This window comes from Pseudoalteromonas sp. APC 3224, assembly GCF_030407535.1.
Taxonomy (GTDB): Bacteria; Pseudomonadota; Gammaproteobacteria; order Enterobacterales; family Alteromonadaceae; genus Pseudoalteromonas.
Window position 1 is genome coordinate 19243 of record NZ_JASDDF010000002.1, and the last position, 14824, is coordinate 34066.

General features: G+C 39.4%; 14 protein-coding genes. 7 read left to right on the forward strand and 7 right to left on the reverse strand.

Going from position 1 to position 14824, the window contains the following annotated elements:
- Position 1: 1 nt before the first annotated feature.
- Complete coding sequence (locus QL989_RS01100) at positions 2-631, forward strand: Vat family streptogramin A O-acetyltransferase (RefSeq protein ID WP_290167539.1); 630 nt, start codon at positions 2-4, stop codon at positions 629-631.
- Positions 632-634: 3 nt separating this feature from the next.
- Here the strand turns inward: QL989_RS01100 and QL989_RS01105 are convergent, their stop codons facing one another.
- Positions 635-1069, reverse strand: a complete 435-nt coding sequence (locus QL989_RS01105) for an ATP-binding protein (RefSeq protein WP_290167541.1) — start codon at positions 1067-1069, stop codon at positions 635-637.
- A gap of 286 nt (positions 1070-1355) precedes the next feature.
- Here QL989_RS01105 and asnS point away from each other — a divergent pair, with 286 nt between their 5' ends.
- Complete coding sequence (gene asnS, locus QL989_RS01110; protein ID WP_008113822.1) at positions 1356-2753, forward strand: asparagine--tRNA ligase; 1398 nt, start codon at positions 1356-1358, stop codon at positions 2751-2753.
- Between the two features lie 90 nt (positions 2754-2843).
- Here the strand turns inward: asnS and QL989_RS01115 are convergent, their stop codons facing one another.
- From QL989_RS01115 to QL989_RS01125, 3 genes are all read right to left on the reverse strand, one after another.
- Entirely contained in the window at positions 2844-3923 is a 1080-nt protein-coding gene (locus QL989_RS01115; RefSeq protein ID WP_290167544.1) for a heparan-alpha-glucosaminide N-acetyltransferase domain-containing protein, read from the reverse strand.
- Between the two features lie 185 nt (positions 3924-4108).
- Positions 4109-5035: an FAD-binding protein gene (locus QL989_RS01120; protein ID WP_290167546.1), complete on the reverse strand. Its 927-nt coding sequence runs from the start codon at positions 5033-5035 to the stop codon at positions 4109-4111.
- Positions 5036-5785 (reverse strand): electron transfer flavoprotein subunit beta/FixA family protein, encoded by a 750-nt coding sequence (locus tag QL989_RS01125; protein WP_290167549.1) that lies wholly within the window; start codon positions 5783-5785, stop codon positions 5036-5038.
- 220 nt (positions 5786-6005) lie between these two features.
- Here QL989_RS01125 and QL989_RS01130 point away from each other — a divergent pair, with 220 nt between their 5' ends.
- The 5 genes from QL989_RS01130 to QL989_RS01150 all read left to right on the forward strand — a co-directional run bounded on the left by QL989_RS01130 (position 6006) and on the right by QL989_RS01150 (position 11761).
- A complete protein-coding gene (locus tag QL989_RS01130) occupies positions 6006-7652 on the forward strand; it encodes an electron transfer flavoprotein-ubiquinone oxidoreductase (protein ID WP_109874612.1) in 1647 nt (548 codons plus the stop codon).
- 101 nt (positions 7653-7753) lie between these two features.
- Positions 7754-8218: an acyl-CoA thioesterase gene (locus QL989_RS01135; RefSeq protein WP_008113812.1), complete on the forward strand. Its 465-nt coding sequence runs from the start codon at positions 7754-7756 to the stop codon at positions 8216-8218.
- Positions 8219-8464: 246 nt separating this feature from the next.
- The gene (locus QL989_RS01140; RefSeq protein ID WP_054200983.1) at positions 8465-9034 is read left to right on the forward strand and encodes an outer membrane beta-barrel protein; all 570 of its coding nucleotides are present in this window, start codon (positions 8465-8467) and stop codon (positions 9032-9034) included.
- A 167-nt stretch (positions 9035-9201) separates the two neighbouring features.
- A complete protein-coding gene (tsaA, locus tag QL989_RS01145) occupies positions 9202-9906 on the forward strand; it encodes a tRNA (N6-threonylcarbamoyladenosine(37)-N6)-methyltransferase TrmO (protein WP_290167553.1) in 705 nt (234 codons plus the stop codon).
- A gap of 130 nt (positions 9907-10036) precedes the next feature.
- Positions 10037-11761 (forward strand): proline--tRNA ligase, encoded by a 1725-nt coding sequence (locus QL989_RS01150; RefSeq protein WP_290167555.1) that lies wholly within the window; start codon positions 10037-10039, stop codon positions 11759-11761.
- A gap of 191 nt (positions 11762-11952) precedes the next feature.
- On the opposite strand, the gene QL989_RS01155 is transcribed toward QL989_RS01150, so the two are convergent.
- Genes QL989_RS01155 through QL989_RS01165 form a run of 3 tightly spaced genes read right to left on the reverse strand, consistent with a single transcriptional unit; the run spans position 11953 to position 14751 of the window.
- Positions 11953-13161 (reverse strand): ABC transporter permease, encoded by a 1209-nt coding sequence (locus QL989_RS01155; protein ID WP_290167557.1) that lies wholly within the window; start codon positions 13159-13161, stop codon positions 11953-11955.
- Entirely contained in the window at positions 13154-13942 is a 789-nt protein-coding gene (locus tag QL989_RS01160; protein WP_010390097.1) for an ATP-binding cassette domain-containing protein, read from the reverse strand. The genes QL989_RS01155 and QL989_RS01160 overlap by 8 nt, the downstream gene beginning before the upstream one ends.
- The gene (locus QL989_RS01165) at positions 13939-14751 is read right to left on the reverse strand and encodes a DUF3025 domain-containing protein (RefSeq protein ID WP_290167560.1); all 813 of its coding nucleotides are present in this window, start codon (positions 14749-14751) and stop codon (positions 13939-13941) included. Before QL989_RS01165 ends, QL989_RS01160 begins: the two co-directional genes overlap by 4 nt.
- Positions 14752-14824 lie beyond the last annotated feature (73 nt).

The window sequence follows — 14824 nt, forward strand, 5'->3', positions numbered from 1 at the left end:
TATGAACGGACCAAATCCAAACAATCCATCACCTATGGAAGGGTTTCCTCAAGTAGGTTATTTAAAAAACTTTATCACCTCTGCGAATATAGACGTTGGTGATTATACCTATTACGACGACCCTGATGGCCCTGAAAACTTTGAAAAAAATGTACTTTACCATTTCGATTTTATCGGAGACCGTCTTATCATAGGTAAGTTTTGTGCGATAGCTAAAGACGTTACCTTTATAATGAATGGGGCTAATCATCAAACCTCTGGCTTTTCTACCTATCCATTTTTTATATTTGACAATGGCTGGGAAAAATCTGCACCTCAACAAGGTGATTTACCTTTTAAAGGTGATACTGAAATAGGTGATGATGTGTGGATAGGTTACAACGCCACCATTATGCCAGGAGTAAAAGTCGGTGATGGTGCCATTATAGCAAGTAAATCTGTGGTAACGTCTGATGTGCCCGCCTATGGCATTGTTGGCGGTAACCCTGCAAAATTGATAAAAAAGCGTTTTGATGATGCGACAATTAATAAACTTTTAGCAATTGCATGGTGGGATTGGAGCAGTGAAAAAATCACCGCTCATTTAGATGCCATTACACACTCTGATATAGAGGCATTAGCTAAAATTTAATAATTACCACTCAAACATGTAGGCCATTTTACTAATCGTTTTTAACGGTATGTTATGGCTATTGCGCTTAGCATATAAGTGTTGCATTGATTTATCTTTCACTTCGCCAACAATGACTTCTTTAACTTGGTAACCTAAAGCAATGGCTGCTTGTGAGTAAGCAATAAATTCCCACTTTTTAATATTGGTGTTATCCACTATTACCAGTTCAATACCTTGTGCTAGGCCATTAATAAAACGGGCCAGGTTTAAATTATGATATTGCGATAATTTAAACTTATCAAAATGGTACTCACCTTGTTCGTTAACAAAGTAATCATCTGTTGAGCAAATAAAATATTGGCTTTCATCTGCACCGGAAAGTTCCTCGGCGAGATTTTGCGCATAATATGACTTACCACTGCCTGGTAGTCCTCGTAAAATAAAAACTTGTTTCATAGCATCCATTTTTTATTAATACGTCAATTCGGTTTATTTGCTAATAATGCCACAAATTGATGAAATTTCAGAGCAACAAATGGTAATAGTGGTTATTTAACTGTAAAAATTGGTTAAAAAAACAACGTACCACTAAAAACTTTTAAAGAGTTGCCCACAACAGTTTTTTTATTTTACTTTACTAGGTATTATACAAGGTTCAAGTGCAGTGACCTCAAATGCTAAAAAGCATGAGTAACGCACAGTTAATTTATATAGTTAGGCAACTTATATCATTGGAGTGAAGATGAGCCATTTAGCGATTTCAGAGCTATTAAAAGGCAATGTTGCGGTAGACAGCCAAGTAACCATTAAAGGCTGGATCCGTACACGCCGCGATTCAAAAGCAGGAATATCATTTTTAGCCGTTCATGACGGTTCGTGTTTTGATCCTATTCAAGCGGTAGTTCCTAATTCACTGAATAATTATGATGAAGTTACAAGCTTAACAGCAGGCTGTTCTGTGTCGGTTACCGGTGTATTAGTACAATCAGCAGGACAAGGTCAATCTTTCGAAATTCAAGCTAACTCAGTAACTGTGTTAGGTTGGGTTGAAAACCCAGACACCTACCCAATGTCGGCTAAACGCCACAGCATTGAGTATTTACGCGAACACGCTCACCTTCGCCCTCGCACTAATATGATTGGCGCAGTAACACGTGTACGTAACTGTTTAGCACAAGCAATCCACCGCTTTTACCATGAGCAAGGGTTTTACTGGATCAGCACGCCAATTATTACTGCAAGTGACTGTGAAGGCGCAGGTGAGATGTTCCGTGTATCAACGCTTGATATGCAAAATCTGCCAATGACGGACAAAGGCGAGATTGATTACAGCGAAGACTTTTTTGGTAAAGAAGCCTTTCTAACGGTATCTGGCCAGCTAAACGGTGAAACATATGCATCAGCTATGTCAAAAATTTACACCTTTGGTCCTACGTTCCGTGCAGAAAATTCAAATACATCTCGCCACTTAGCTGAATTTTGGATGGTAGAGCCAGAAGTTGCGTTTGCTGATTTAGAAGACATCGCAAAACTTGCTGAAAACATGCTTAAGTACGTGTTTAAAGCCGTATTAGAAGAGCGCCGTGACGACATGGAATTTTTCGCATTACGTGTTGAAAAAACAGCTATTAGCCGTTTAGAAGAATTTGTTGAAAAAGACTTCGCCCAAGTTGATTACACCGACGCTGTAGAAATTTTAAAAGCGTGTGGTAAGAAATTTGAGTACGACGTTGAATGGGGTGTAGATTTACAGTCTGAGCACGAGCGCTACCTAGCTGAAGAACACTTTAAAGCACCGGTTGTTATTAAAAACTACCCGCGTGATATTAAAGCATTCTACATGCGCCAAAACGAAGACGGCAAAACTGTTGCTGCTATGGACGTAGTAGCACCAGGTATTGGTGAGATCATTGGTGGTTCACAACGTGAAGAGCGTCTTGATGTATTAGATGCACGCCTTGAAGAGATGGGCTTAAACAAAGAAGACTACAGCTGGTACCGCGATCTACGTAAATACGGTAGCGTGCCACACTCTGGCTTTGGTTTAGGGTTTGAGCGCTTAGTTGCTTATGTTACCGGTATGGGTAACGTACGTGATGTAATTGCGTTCCCACGTACTAAAGGCAGCGCAACTTACTAAGCTAAGCTTTGTAACGTTAAATAAAAAAACCAACCCGCGGGTTGGTTTTTTATTGTCTGATATATTAATGTGCATAAATTGTTATAAATACTAAATCTTTATAAATATTTTTCGTTTATAAAGCATATTCGAAATTACCCAAAAGCCAATAACATGCAATAAAGCAAAGGTGAACGATGCCAATTTAGCGCTCATAACTAAGGCGAGTTGCTGATACATCCAATCCCCTAAGTTTAGCTCTCCAATATTAATTAGTGAATAGCTCAGTACCCACACAGCCGATAATACATATATAAACAGTGGGTTTGATCCATACACAATTAATGGATTAACAAGACGCTCAGGTTTAACAATGTCGCAAAGCCAAACAAAAAATGCCAACACAAAACAAGCAATACCTGATGTGTAGATAACAAAGCTACTGGTCCAAAGTGATTTATTAATTGGCATAACCATTGAGGTTAATTGCCCGATAACAACTGCAACTACACCAATAACTAATAAACGCTTAATGCTTGTCCACTGGTTACTTGTGCTCGTTAACAGGCGGGTCACTTCAAAACCAAATAATACACTCACCACTGCGGGTAACGTACTGATCAGCCCTTCTGGATCAAATGCGAGCCCTTTACCTTGCCATAAATGCGACTCACCTAGTACGGCAATATCAACCGCTCTAACTAGGTTATGTTCGAGTGTATAAGCATTTTCAGCGCCAACACTTAACAGTAATAACCAATAAGCAATTAAGGTAATAACCGATAGCGTTAACACCCCTCGCCTATTTAAAAACAACACACAGATAGACGCTAAAATATAGGCTATCCCTATACGTTGCAGTACACCTAATATTCTTAAGTTTTCAATATTGGTAGTAAAGGGATAAATATTTAAAGCTAGACCAATGGCAAATATAATTGCTCCACGTTTAACTAGTCTTAATACTTGGCTAGCACTGGCTGCACTGTTAGTTTTTTTGAACGAAAAAAACATCGCAGAGCCAATAATAAACATAAAAAACGGAAAAATTACATCCGTAGGGGTACAACCATGCCAATCTGCATGAAGTAAAGGGGCATACACATGGGACCACGATCCCGGCGTGTTTACCAGTATCATTAACGCTATGGTTAGCCCACGCATAGCATCAAGTGCTTTATACCTTGTCATTTTGGCTCCTATTTAATAATTTGTATTCCTACAAATGACAACGCTGTCACTTTGTAGTAAAAAAACTTAAATCGCAAGTAATTTAGATAAGTGGAGTTGATGAATTAAAAAAGCCGCAGAATCAATAATGAAACGGCGGCTTTAAATCAGAATTTGTTACTTTAGGAGCGGTTTATTGCTTTCCATTATAGTGCTTGCTCTAACTGTGGTAAAACATCAAATAAGTCAGCAACTAAACCGTAATCAGCTACTTGGAATATTGGCGCATCAGGGTCTTTATTAATGGCAACAATAACTTTTGAATCTTTCATACCTGCAAGATGCTGAATGGCACCACTAATACCCACAGCAATATATAAATTAGGCGCGACAATTTTACCTGTTTGCCCTACTTGCATATCGTTAGGCACAAAGCCCGCGTCAACCGCTGCACGTGATGCACCAATAGCGGCACCGAGTTTATCGGCAATGCCATTTAATAATGCAAAATTTTCACCATTTTGCATACCACGACCACCCGAAATAACCACATCTGCAGCCGTTAGCTCTGGACGCTCTGATTCAGTTTGTTCAACACTAACAAAACTGCTTAACTGTGAATCAGAGACTGCATCTACAGCGGTTACATTAGCTGGAGCTTGCTCGCCTTGTAAATCAAAGCTACTTGCACGTACTGTGATCACTTTTTTACTATCGAGCGATTTAACCGTTGCAATAGCATTACCCGCGTAAATTGGACGTTTAAATGTATTAGCGTCAATTACATCAATAATTTCTGAAATTTGCGCTACATCTAATAATGCGGCAACACGCGGCATAAAGTTTTTACCTGTAGTAGTTGCACTTGCCACAATATGGCTGTAACTATCTGCAAGTGATAACACTAGATCTGTCATACTTTCAGCAAGTTGATGCTCATAAACTGCATTATCAGCAAGTAAAACATTCGCAACACCCTCAATGCTCGCGAGTGACTCACTCATGGCGCCAAGGTTTATGCCTGCTAATAATACATCTACGTCAAAGCCTAATTTTTTAGCGGCGTTAATCGTTTTTGAGGTTTCTGGTTTTAAGGCACCGTTATCGTGCTCTGCAATTACAAGAGTTTTCATTTAAATCACCTTTGCCTCTGTTTTAAGTTTTTCTACAAGCTGTGCAACGTCTTCAACAATAATCCCGCCACTACGTTTTGCAGGCTCTTCTACACTGAGCAATTCAATACGCGGGGCTAAATCTACACCTAACGAATCAGCCGCAATAACTTCTAATGGTTTACGTTTGGCTTTCATAATATTAGGTAGCGACGCATAACGCGGCTCATTCAAACGTAAATCGGTGGTGACTATTGCTGGTAAATTAAGTGCAACGGTTTGTAAACCGCCATCGACTTCACGAGTGACATTCACTTTGTCATTTTCAATAACCACTTTAGAAGCAAACGTACCTTGACCACGATTAGTCAGCGCCGCTAGCATTTGACCAGTTTGATTATTATCAGAATCGATTGACTGTTTTCCTAAAATAACCAGTTCTGGCGATTCTTGTTCAACTACTTTGGCAAGCAATTTTGCTATATGTAAGGACTCTAAGTTTTGCTCTGTTTCAACATGAATCGCTTTATCTGCGCCCAAAGCTAGTGCTGTACGTAATTGTTCTTGAGATGCTTTAGCGCCAATAGTAACAACAACTACTTCGGTTGCTGTACCCGCTTCTTTTAAACGAATCGCTTCTTCTACAGCAATTTCACAAAATGGGTTCATGGCCATTTTTACGTTAGTTAAATCAACACCGCTGTTGTCAGGTTTAACGCGAGCTTTTACGTTGTAGTCGATCACTCTTTTTATTGGTACGAGAACTTTCATAGGGACTCCATAATTATTTAAACCTATAAGCTAACGTCTACGTCAACCTATTTATTTTATGAAATCAGACTACTTCCTGTTGACGTAAACGTCAACCTAAAATAACCTTAAACTATTCACAACCTGTAACGATTAATTTGCATAACAAAGAAACAGGTTGCTTAGCTTACTTTTTGCCAAATAATGCAAAGGTGAGTCCGTCATAGATAAAGAGGTTATTATGATTGAACGCGAAACCATGGAATTTGATGTTGTAGTTGTAGGGGCAGGTCCTGCGGGGCTTTCAACAGCAATTAAACTCGCGCAGCAAGCACAAGAAAAACAACAAGAGTGCATGATATGTGTAGTTGAAAAAGGCTCAGAAGTTGGCGCACATGTATTATCAGGTGCAGTTTTTGAAACCAAAGCACTTGACGAATTACTGCCAAATTGGCAAGAACTCGGCGCTCCTGTTTCGACTAAAGTGGTAAATGATGAGATTTACTGGTTTAACAACGAACATAAAGCAACCTCAATTCCTCACTTTGCTACACCAAATACATTTCATAACAAAGGTAACTACATTGTTTCTATGGGTAATGTATGTCGCTGGTTAGCAGAGCAAGCGGAAAACCTTGGAGTAGAAATATTTCCAGGCTTTAGTGCGCATTCAGTCATTATTGAAGATGATGTTGTAAAAGGCATCATTACTGGCGATATGGGTGTAGATAAAAATGGCAATGAAAAAGACGGTTACATGCCAGGTATGGAGCTACGCGCTAAGTACACAGTATTTGCTGAGGGCTGTCGCGGTCATTTAGGTAAGCAACTGATCAATCAGTTTGCTTTAGACGATGAAAGTTCACCACAGCATTATGGTTTAGGTTTTAAAGAAATTTGGCAAGTTGATGAATCTAAACATCAATTGGGTAAAGTTGTACACGGAACCGGTTGGCCATTAAGCGGTGACACTGGCGGTGGCGCCTTTATGTATCACAGCGAAAACAACCAAGTGGTTGTGGGGTTAATTGTTGATTTAAATTACTCTAACCCACACTTAAGCCCGTTTGATGAATTTCAACGATTAAAACATCACCCTATTTTCAAAAATACACTTGAAGGTGGAGAACGCATTGCCTATGGCGCACGTGCCATTGCAAAAGGCGGTTTACATTCATTACCAAAAATGCACTTCCCAGGTGGTTTATTAGTGGGTTGTGATGCTGGCACGCTTAATTTTGCAAAAATTAAAGGCAATCATACGGCTATGAAGTCAGGCATGATAGCCGCTGAGGTCATTTTTAATGCGCTACAGAACGATTTAGCTAATAATGATTTAACCCAGTACACCGCTGAGTTTAAAAAGTCATGGGCGTATAAAGAGCTGTATCAGTCTCGTAATTTTGGCCCTGCTATGCATACCTTAGGTAAATTTGCAGGCGGCGCATATAACACGCTTGATCAGAATATATTTAAGGGTGCCCTACCGTTTAGCTTTAAAGATAACGTACCTGACCATGCAACTTTAAAAGACGCTAACCAAGCTGAAAAAATTAACTATCCTAAGCCTGATGGCAAACTCAGTTTTGATAAGCTTTCTTCGGTATTTTTATCTAATACTAATCATGAAGAATCGCAGCCGTGTCACTTAAAACTAAAAGATGCATCAATTCCGATTAACGTTAACTTAGTTAAATTTGACGAGCCCGCTCAGCGCTATTGCCCTGCCGGCGTTTACGAAGTACAAGAAGTAGAAGGCGAGCAATCCTTTGTGATCAACGCGCAAAACTGCGTGCATTGTAAAACCTGTGATATTAAAGATCCGAGCCAAAATATTACCTGGGTAACTCCCGAAGGTGCTGGTGGCCCTAACTATCCCAATATGTAACAACCTTTCTATAGAAATTATAAACTTATCCTAAATTGCAGGGGCTTCGGCCCCTTTTTTGCGCTATGCTGTTAAGTAATATGAATGAATGAGAGTGTGTTATGGCGTCGTCGAGTGTAATTTTTCGTTTTTTAGCAGAGCCAACCGATGTAAATTTTGGTGGTAAGGTGCATGGCGGTGTGGTCATGAAGTGGATTGACCAAGCGGGTTATGCCTGTGCTGCGGGCTGGAGCGGCCACTACTGTGTAACGGTATCGGTTGCAGGCGTTAAGTTTAGCCGCCCTATCTTAGTTGGCCAAATTGTTGAGGTTGAAGCAAAAATTGCACACACCGGCAAAACCAGCATGCAAATTTTTATTCAAGTTCGCTGTGGCGACCCGAAAACGCAAAACCTAGTTGAAACCAATCACTGTGTTATTAGCTTTGTTGCTATGGATGAAACGGGTTACCCTGTGGCGGTACCAGAATTTAAATCGGTTACCGATGAAGACAAAAAACTTGAGAACTACGCAATTAAAATGAAGCAAATAGCCATTGAAACAGAAAACTTATTAGATAAAGTTTAATTTAGTTGCATTTATAGGTATGTAGAAACTACAACAACTTGTAAAAGCTACAATTTTTAATTTTTATGGATTAACTGCACGCTGAACACCTGATTGTTTTGCGTGCCAAAAAAAAACAAAACAGCTCAACAAACACACATAAAGGCCAAATATTATGCGAAATAATACTTGGCACGCTCACTGCAATTAGTAAATCGACGTTTGATGAAATAATTCATCGATATTACTTTTTAAAGGAGCTATATAATGATTAAAACACTTTCTCTTTCTGCACTTGCTTTAGCAACACTGGGTTTTAATTCAGCGGCACAAGCTGATGTTACCGACATGGACTCTCCGCGTATTTACACTGGTATTGGTTATGGCCAATATTCATTTCAGTTTGAAGATAGCGAAAACGACACCGACTTTGATGACGACGCGCAAATGTTAAAAGGTTACATTGGTACCCAATTTAATGAACATTTAAGTCTTGAGCTTGCCTATCTAAATTTTGATGAAGTGAGTGATATAGACAGCAAAGCTGAAATTGATGGCGTATCGTTAGCAGCACGTTTTGCAGCGCCGATCACTGAAGATTTTTCTGTTTATGCAAAAGGTGGTTGGTTTGAATGGGATGCAGACGTTACTCAAGAGCTACCGGTTGGTAGCATCAGCGCATCTCAAGATGGCGGCGACGTGTTTTACGGTGCAGGTATTGAATATGCATTTACAACCAATATGCAAGTGCGTTTAGAGTATGAGCGTTATGAATTAGAAGATGATATTGATCCAGAAATGGATGTTGCGTCAGTATCATTCCAATACATGTTTTAATAAAAGCTTAATTGTTAAAACATTAGGTAAGGCTATTTTTAGCCTTACCTTTTTTATTTCACATTTAAACCTGTTAGTCTAAAAATGAAATACCCCCAAATTAAGCTAATGCCAGCAACGTCAATAAAAGGTAGAATAACGCTCTATTTTTTCTATAACCGAGCATTATGAGCGATTATCAAATTTCGGCTATTGGCCATATTCAATCTCCGTATAAACAAAAATTTGCCATTCCTAGGCAACCTAGATTAGTACCCGAGGCTAAAGCTAAACTGATTTTTGCCAAAGAATTTAATCGTGAAGAATTTGTTCGCGGATTAGATGAATTTAGCCATATTTGGCTGTTATTTCGTTTTCATGAAACTGCTGATAAAGGCTATTCAGCAATGGTTCGCCCGCCGCGCCTTGGCGGTAATGAGCGTAAAGGCGTGTTTGCTACTCGAGCAACTTTTCGTCCAAATGCCATTGGCATGAGTGCAGTAAAGTTAGAGGGAATTGAGTATAAAAACGGTCAGTTAGCGTTATTGCTCACCGGTATTGATTTACTTGACGGCACACCCATCGTAGATATAAAACCTTATTTACCCTATTCAGACTCATTACCCGATGCAAGCGCTGGATTTGCTGATACGCGCCCAGAAACTCAAATGAGTGTTGAGTTTAGCCAACAGGCTATAGAATTTATAAATAAACAAAGTCACTACCCCGAGCTACAAGCGTTTATTAGTAATGTGCTAAAACAAGATCCGCGCCCTGCCTACAAAAAGCAAAAACAAGGCGTGCAAAGTTATGGTATGAATTTGTATGAATACAATATTACTTGGCAAGTGACTGACTCTCATCATCTGGTTACTCATATAGAGATCAGTTAAGTCAGCAGTAAAGCCCTGCAATGGCTATAAAATGCGATAAAAAAATCACTTAGCGCTTTAGTGTCAATGCAACCGCTGGTAAACTGAGCGCCTTAATTAAAAGAACATATCACTCTATTTCGGAAAAAACATGCGTACTAGTCAATATATACTCGCTACACTTAAAGAAACGCCGTCCGATGCGGAAATTGTCTCGCATCAATTAATGCTTAGAGCCGGAATGATCCGTCGCGTCGCTTCGGGTTTATACACTTGGCTTCCCTCTGGCTTACGTGTGCTAAGAAAAGTAGAAAACATAGTACGCGAAGAAATGGATAAAGCCGGCGCAATTGAAATGCTAATGCCTGTTATTCAGCCTGCTGATTTATGGGAAGAGTCTGGCCGCTGGAGTGAGTTTGGTCCTGAGTTAATGCGCTTTACCGACCGTCATAATCGTGAATTTGCCATGGGCCCTACCCATGAAGAAGTGATCACCGATTTTGTTCGTAAAGAAATTAACAGCTACAAACAACTACCAATTACTTTGTACCAAGTACAAACTAAAGTACGTGATGAGCGCCGCCCACGTTTTGGTGTTATGCGTGCCCGTGAATTTACTATGAAAGATGCCTACTCATTCCATTTAACCGATGAATGTTTAGATGCAACGTATCAAGTAATGCACAAAGCCTACTGTAATATTTTTGAACGTTTAGGCTTAGATTACCGCCCAGTAATTGCAGATACAGGCTCTATTGGCGGTAGTGTATCGCATGAGTTCCATGTACTTGCTGAATCTGGCGAAGATGCCATTGCTTTTAGTGATGCCAGCGACTACGCCGCTAATATTGAAAAAGCCGAAGCATTAGCGCCAACTGAAGCTCGCCCAGAAGCAAGCAAAGAGTTAAAAGCATTCCCAACGCCTGATGCTAAAACAATTAATGAGCTTAAAAAACACTATGGTGTAAAACCCCATCGCGGTGTTAAAACATTAGTGGTTTATGGTACTCCTAATGAAGGCGGCGTACGCGGGCTTGTTGCATTAGTACTGCGTGGCGATCACGAACTTAATGAACTCAAAGCTGAAAAGCACCCATTGGTTGATTCTCCACTTGAAATGGCAACCGAAGCAGATATTGTTGCTGCCATTGGCGCAAAACCAGGGTCTTTAGGCCCAGTTGGCTTAAACATGCCTATTATTGTTGATAGAACAGCGAATGTAATGGCTGATTTTGTAGCCGGTGCCAATAAAGATGGTGAGCACTTTAGCGGTATTAACTGGGATCGCGACGTAACAAACTACGAAGTTGCTGATATCCGTAATATTGTAGAAGGCGATCCTAGCCCATGTGGCCAAGGCACGTTGCAAATTAAACGCGGTATTGAAGTGGGTCATATTTTCCAGCTAGGTACTAAGTACTCAGAAGCATTAAAAGCAGGTGTACTGAGCGAATCAGGTAAAAACCAAATAATGACTATGGGTTGTTATGGAATTGGTGTATCACGTATTGTTGCTGCAGCTATTGAGCAAAATAACGACCAATACGGTATTACATGGCCTAAAGCTATCGCGCCTTTCGATTTAGCAATTGTGCCAATGAATATGCATAAATCGCATCGAATTCCTGATATTGCTAATAACCTATATCAAGGTTTAAAAGATGCAGGCCTAGATGTGCTATTTGATGACCGTAAAGAGCGCCCTGGTGTTATGTTTAACGACATGGAATTACTTGGTGTACCTTACACACTTGTTATTGGTGAGCGCAACCTTGATGAAAACAAGGTTGAACTTAAAAACCGTCGCACCGGCGAAAAACTTATGATTGATATCGATAGCGCAATTGAAACTATTAAAGCGCAATTTACATCATAAGTCTTAAGTTAAAAAAAAACCGCTGTATGATTTTTTCATACAGCGGTTTTTTATTAATAGCTTATAAACCAAGGTTCGCTTATCTAGTTCTAGATAAACACTAAAGCTAAGCATATAGCACTCTCTCTTAATGATAATTTATAAAAAAAGGTCGCTGTGCGACCTTTTTTTATACTTTGCAATTAAAATGGTTATCTAAACAACACGTCTTCGCGGTTAAACCACTTAACACAAAATGCCAGTAGCGCACCGGCTATCAGTGCCGTAGCTAAAAATATCAATCCAACCAGCGTGTAATCGACTGTGCCTTTAATAATTTCTTTAATCGCTAAAGCGACGTTAGTAACCGGAATAAAGGCTGTTTTAGTAGTAAGTTCCATATTAGGCATAACAGAAATAACAATTGGGAAAAACACCACTATACTTAACGGCGTCATGTAATTTTGTGCTTCTTTAAACGAACGTGCATAAATTGATATAGCCAATGCTAATGAAGAAAAAATTGCTGCAACTGGCAATAGTAATACAAAAATCATTAGCAAGTCTGTAATGCCTAAAGTGCTAAACGCAGCTTTAATAAACTCTAGATCAGCAAATGCCAGTGCTAAGGCTATCCACCCACCCATACTAATCACGGTAATAGTAGTTGATGCGATTGAAGTAGTGAGTAGAGTAATAAATTTACCCAATACTAGCTCAGTACGAGTAATGGGTGTAAGTAATAACGTTTCTAAAGTACCACGTTCTTTTTCGCCAGCGCCTAAATCAATTGCTGGGTAACTTGCCCCCATTAGCACTAACGGGATAAGTAAATAAGGTAAAAGCCCACCCATCTTTTCACCTAAGTTTTCACGTTTGTCTGCAGTATCAACTTTAACCACATTAATAGGCTTTAAAATAGATTGTTGTGCGCTTTTATCGATACCAAAGCTCAATAGTTTACTTTCTTGAAGTGTATCGCTGTACTCTTTAGCAAGCTCTTTTACTCGCTCAAATAAAAAGTTAATTGATTTTGAATCATTAAATACAACTTGCCATTCACTTTGCTTTTTATCATCTAATGTTTGCACTGCATCGCTTGGTAAGTATATGCCCATGTCGATATCACCAGCAGTTACGCCTGCTTTTAGCTCCTCAACACTATTGAAGGTTTTATCGCCTTTATATAGCTCAAAGCTTTTATGATAAAACACTTTATCAGTAAATTCTGGGGCAAAGTCGCCATTGATAATTGCATAGGTATTTACCTTTTGCTCTGCATCAAGCGCAGCTTGCGAAGAGATAAACGCAACCACAGCAAATAACAACGGAAAAACCACAATCGGAAATACCACCACGAATAACAAGGTTTTTTTATCGCGTACCAGCTCTGTTAATTCCTTTTTAAAAACTTCAAACATCTTGCTTCTCCGTTAATATGTTCATAAACGCTTGGTTTAATTCTTCGCTGTTACCTGCTTGTTTAAATTCAGCGAGGGTGCCATCAAAACAACTTACACCTTCATTAATAACCGCTACACGGTCACATAAAAGCGCAACTTCATCTAAATGGTGCGTAGAAAATATAACAGGAGTGCCTTGTGCTTTTAAGCCTTTAATAAAGTTAATCACTGTTTGCGTGGTCATAATATCAAGCCCGGTAGTTGGCTCATCAAGAATAACAACGTCTGGGTGATGCACCACAGCACGCGCTATGTTGGCTTTTTGCTTCATACCGGTTGATAAGTTTTCAGCACGTTTATCAATAAATTTATGCATATCGAGTAAGGTAAATAACTCTTCACAGCGTGCCTTGATTGCCTGCTTGCTCATGCCATGTAGCTTTGCAAAATATTCGATATTTTCTTTTACCGTTAAACGGCCATATAAACCAGTAGAGCCAGACAAAAACCCGATAGATTTACGCCCAATGAGTGGCTTTTTAATTATGTCATTTCCAGCAATAGTAATACTGCCATCATCCGGTTTTAATGCGGTTGAAATCATTCTTAAGGTGGTGGTTTTACCCGCGCCATTAGGCCCTAACAGCCCTAATACTTCGCCTTTTGCACAGCTAAAGCTGACATTTTTTACTGAATGAAAAAAGTCTTTATCTTCGCGTGGGTCTACTTCATCTGTTTTATTTTTTTTATGATCTTTGGTGAGCTTAAACTTCTTCTTAAGCGCGGTGACTTCTATCATTTTCGTGTCCTTCGTTTCGGTCTAAAATAGTCCGTGTTGTCGTAAAATGATGAATTGTTATTCTCCTCACACCAACCAGGAACACCTAATAAGGGTAAGGGTGAAAGCTGTTTATTATCGGCTAAACAATCATCATTTTTAATCATCTCATAAAGTTGCTTATCTAGGTACTGATATTGCGTTACTAAATCTTTACAAAATATTTCATCGGGTACATTCACAAATAATGCTTTGCCTGTGAGCCCAATATAAGGTTTGGTCAACATTTCGTAATTAGCGTGGCCAAACATGAATGGCGCTATAGTTTTACCCCACTGCTCTCTATGCGTTATAAATGCTGTTTTCCATTGGTGGTCTCTTAAGCACTCTTTCCAATTAGAATCACTAATAGCTAAAACCACACCGCATTCGTCAAATAGGGTTAATGCGTTACGATGTTTGCTACGCTGTTTTAACCCATGAACTGCTATTTCATCAACATGACGCTGATTGATAAGGGCTTTTGTTTTTGGGAATAAACACCAAATAAAACCACCAAACAGATCATGCCAATTTTGTTGGCGAGTAGGTACTTCACCAGTTTCAAAAATAACTTGTTCATAATAACGCTCAGCAAAGTCAACCTTTGCATCATCGATAAAACGAACGGGGAGATTATTTGCGTTTATGGCATTTAAGTACGGGGCAAAATACGCAGGTTCTGGCCAGTCTGTTTGTTGATGAATTTTAAACAGCTGACGTAAGTGAGCAAATGCCCCTGTGTTTAGGCTCGTTGCTTGGAATTGTTCTGGGGGAGTAAAACGCTTCATTGTTACCTTTACTGTACATTTTTATCCCTAACAGTTTACCGCAAAAACTGGTTCTAATTAACAGAAGTTCATA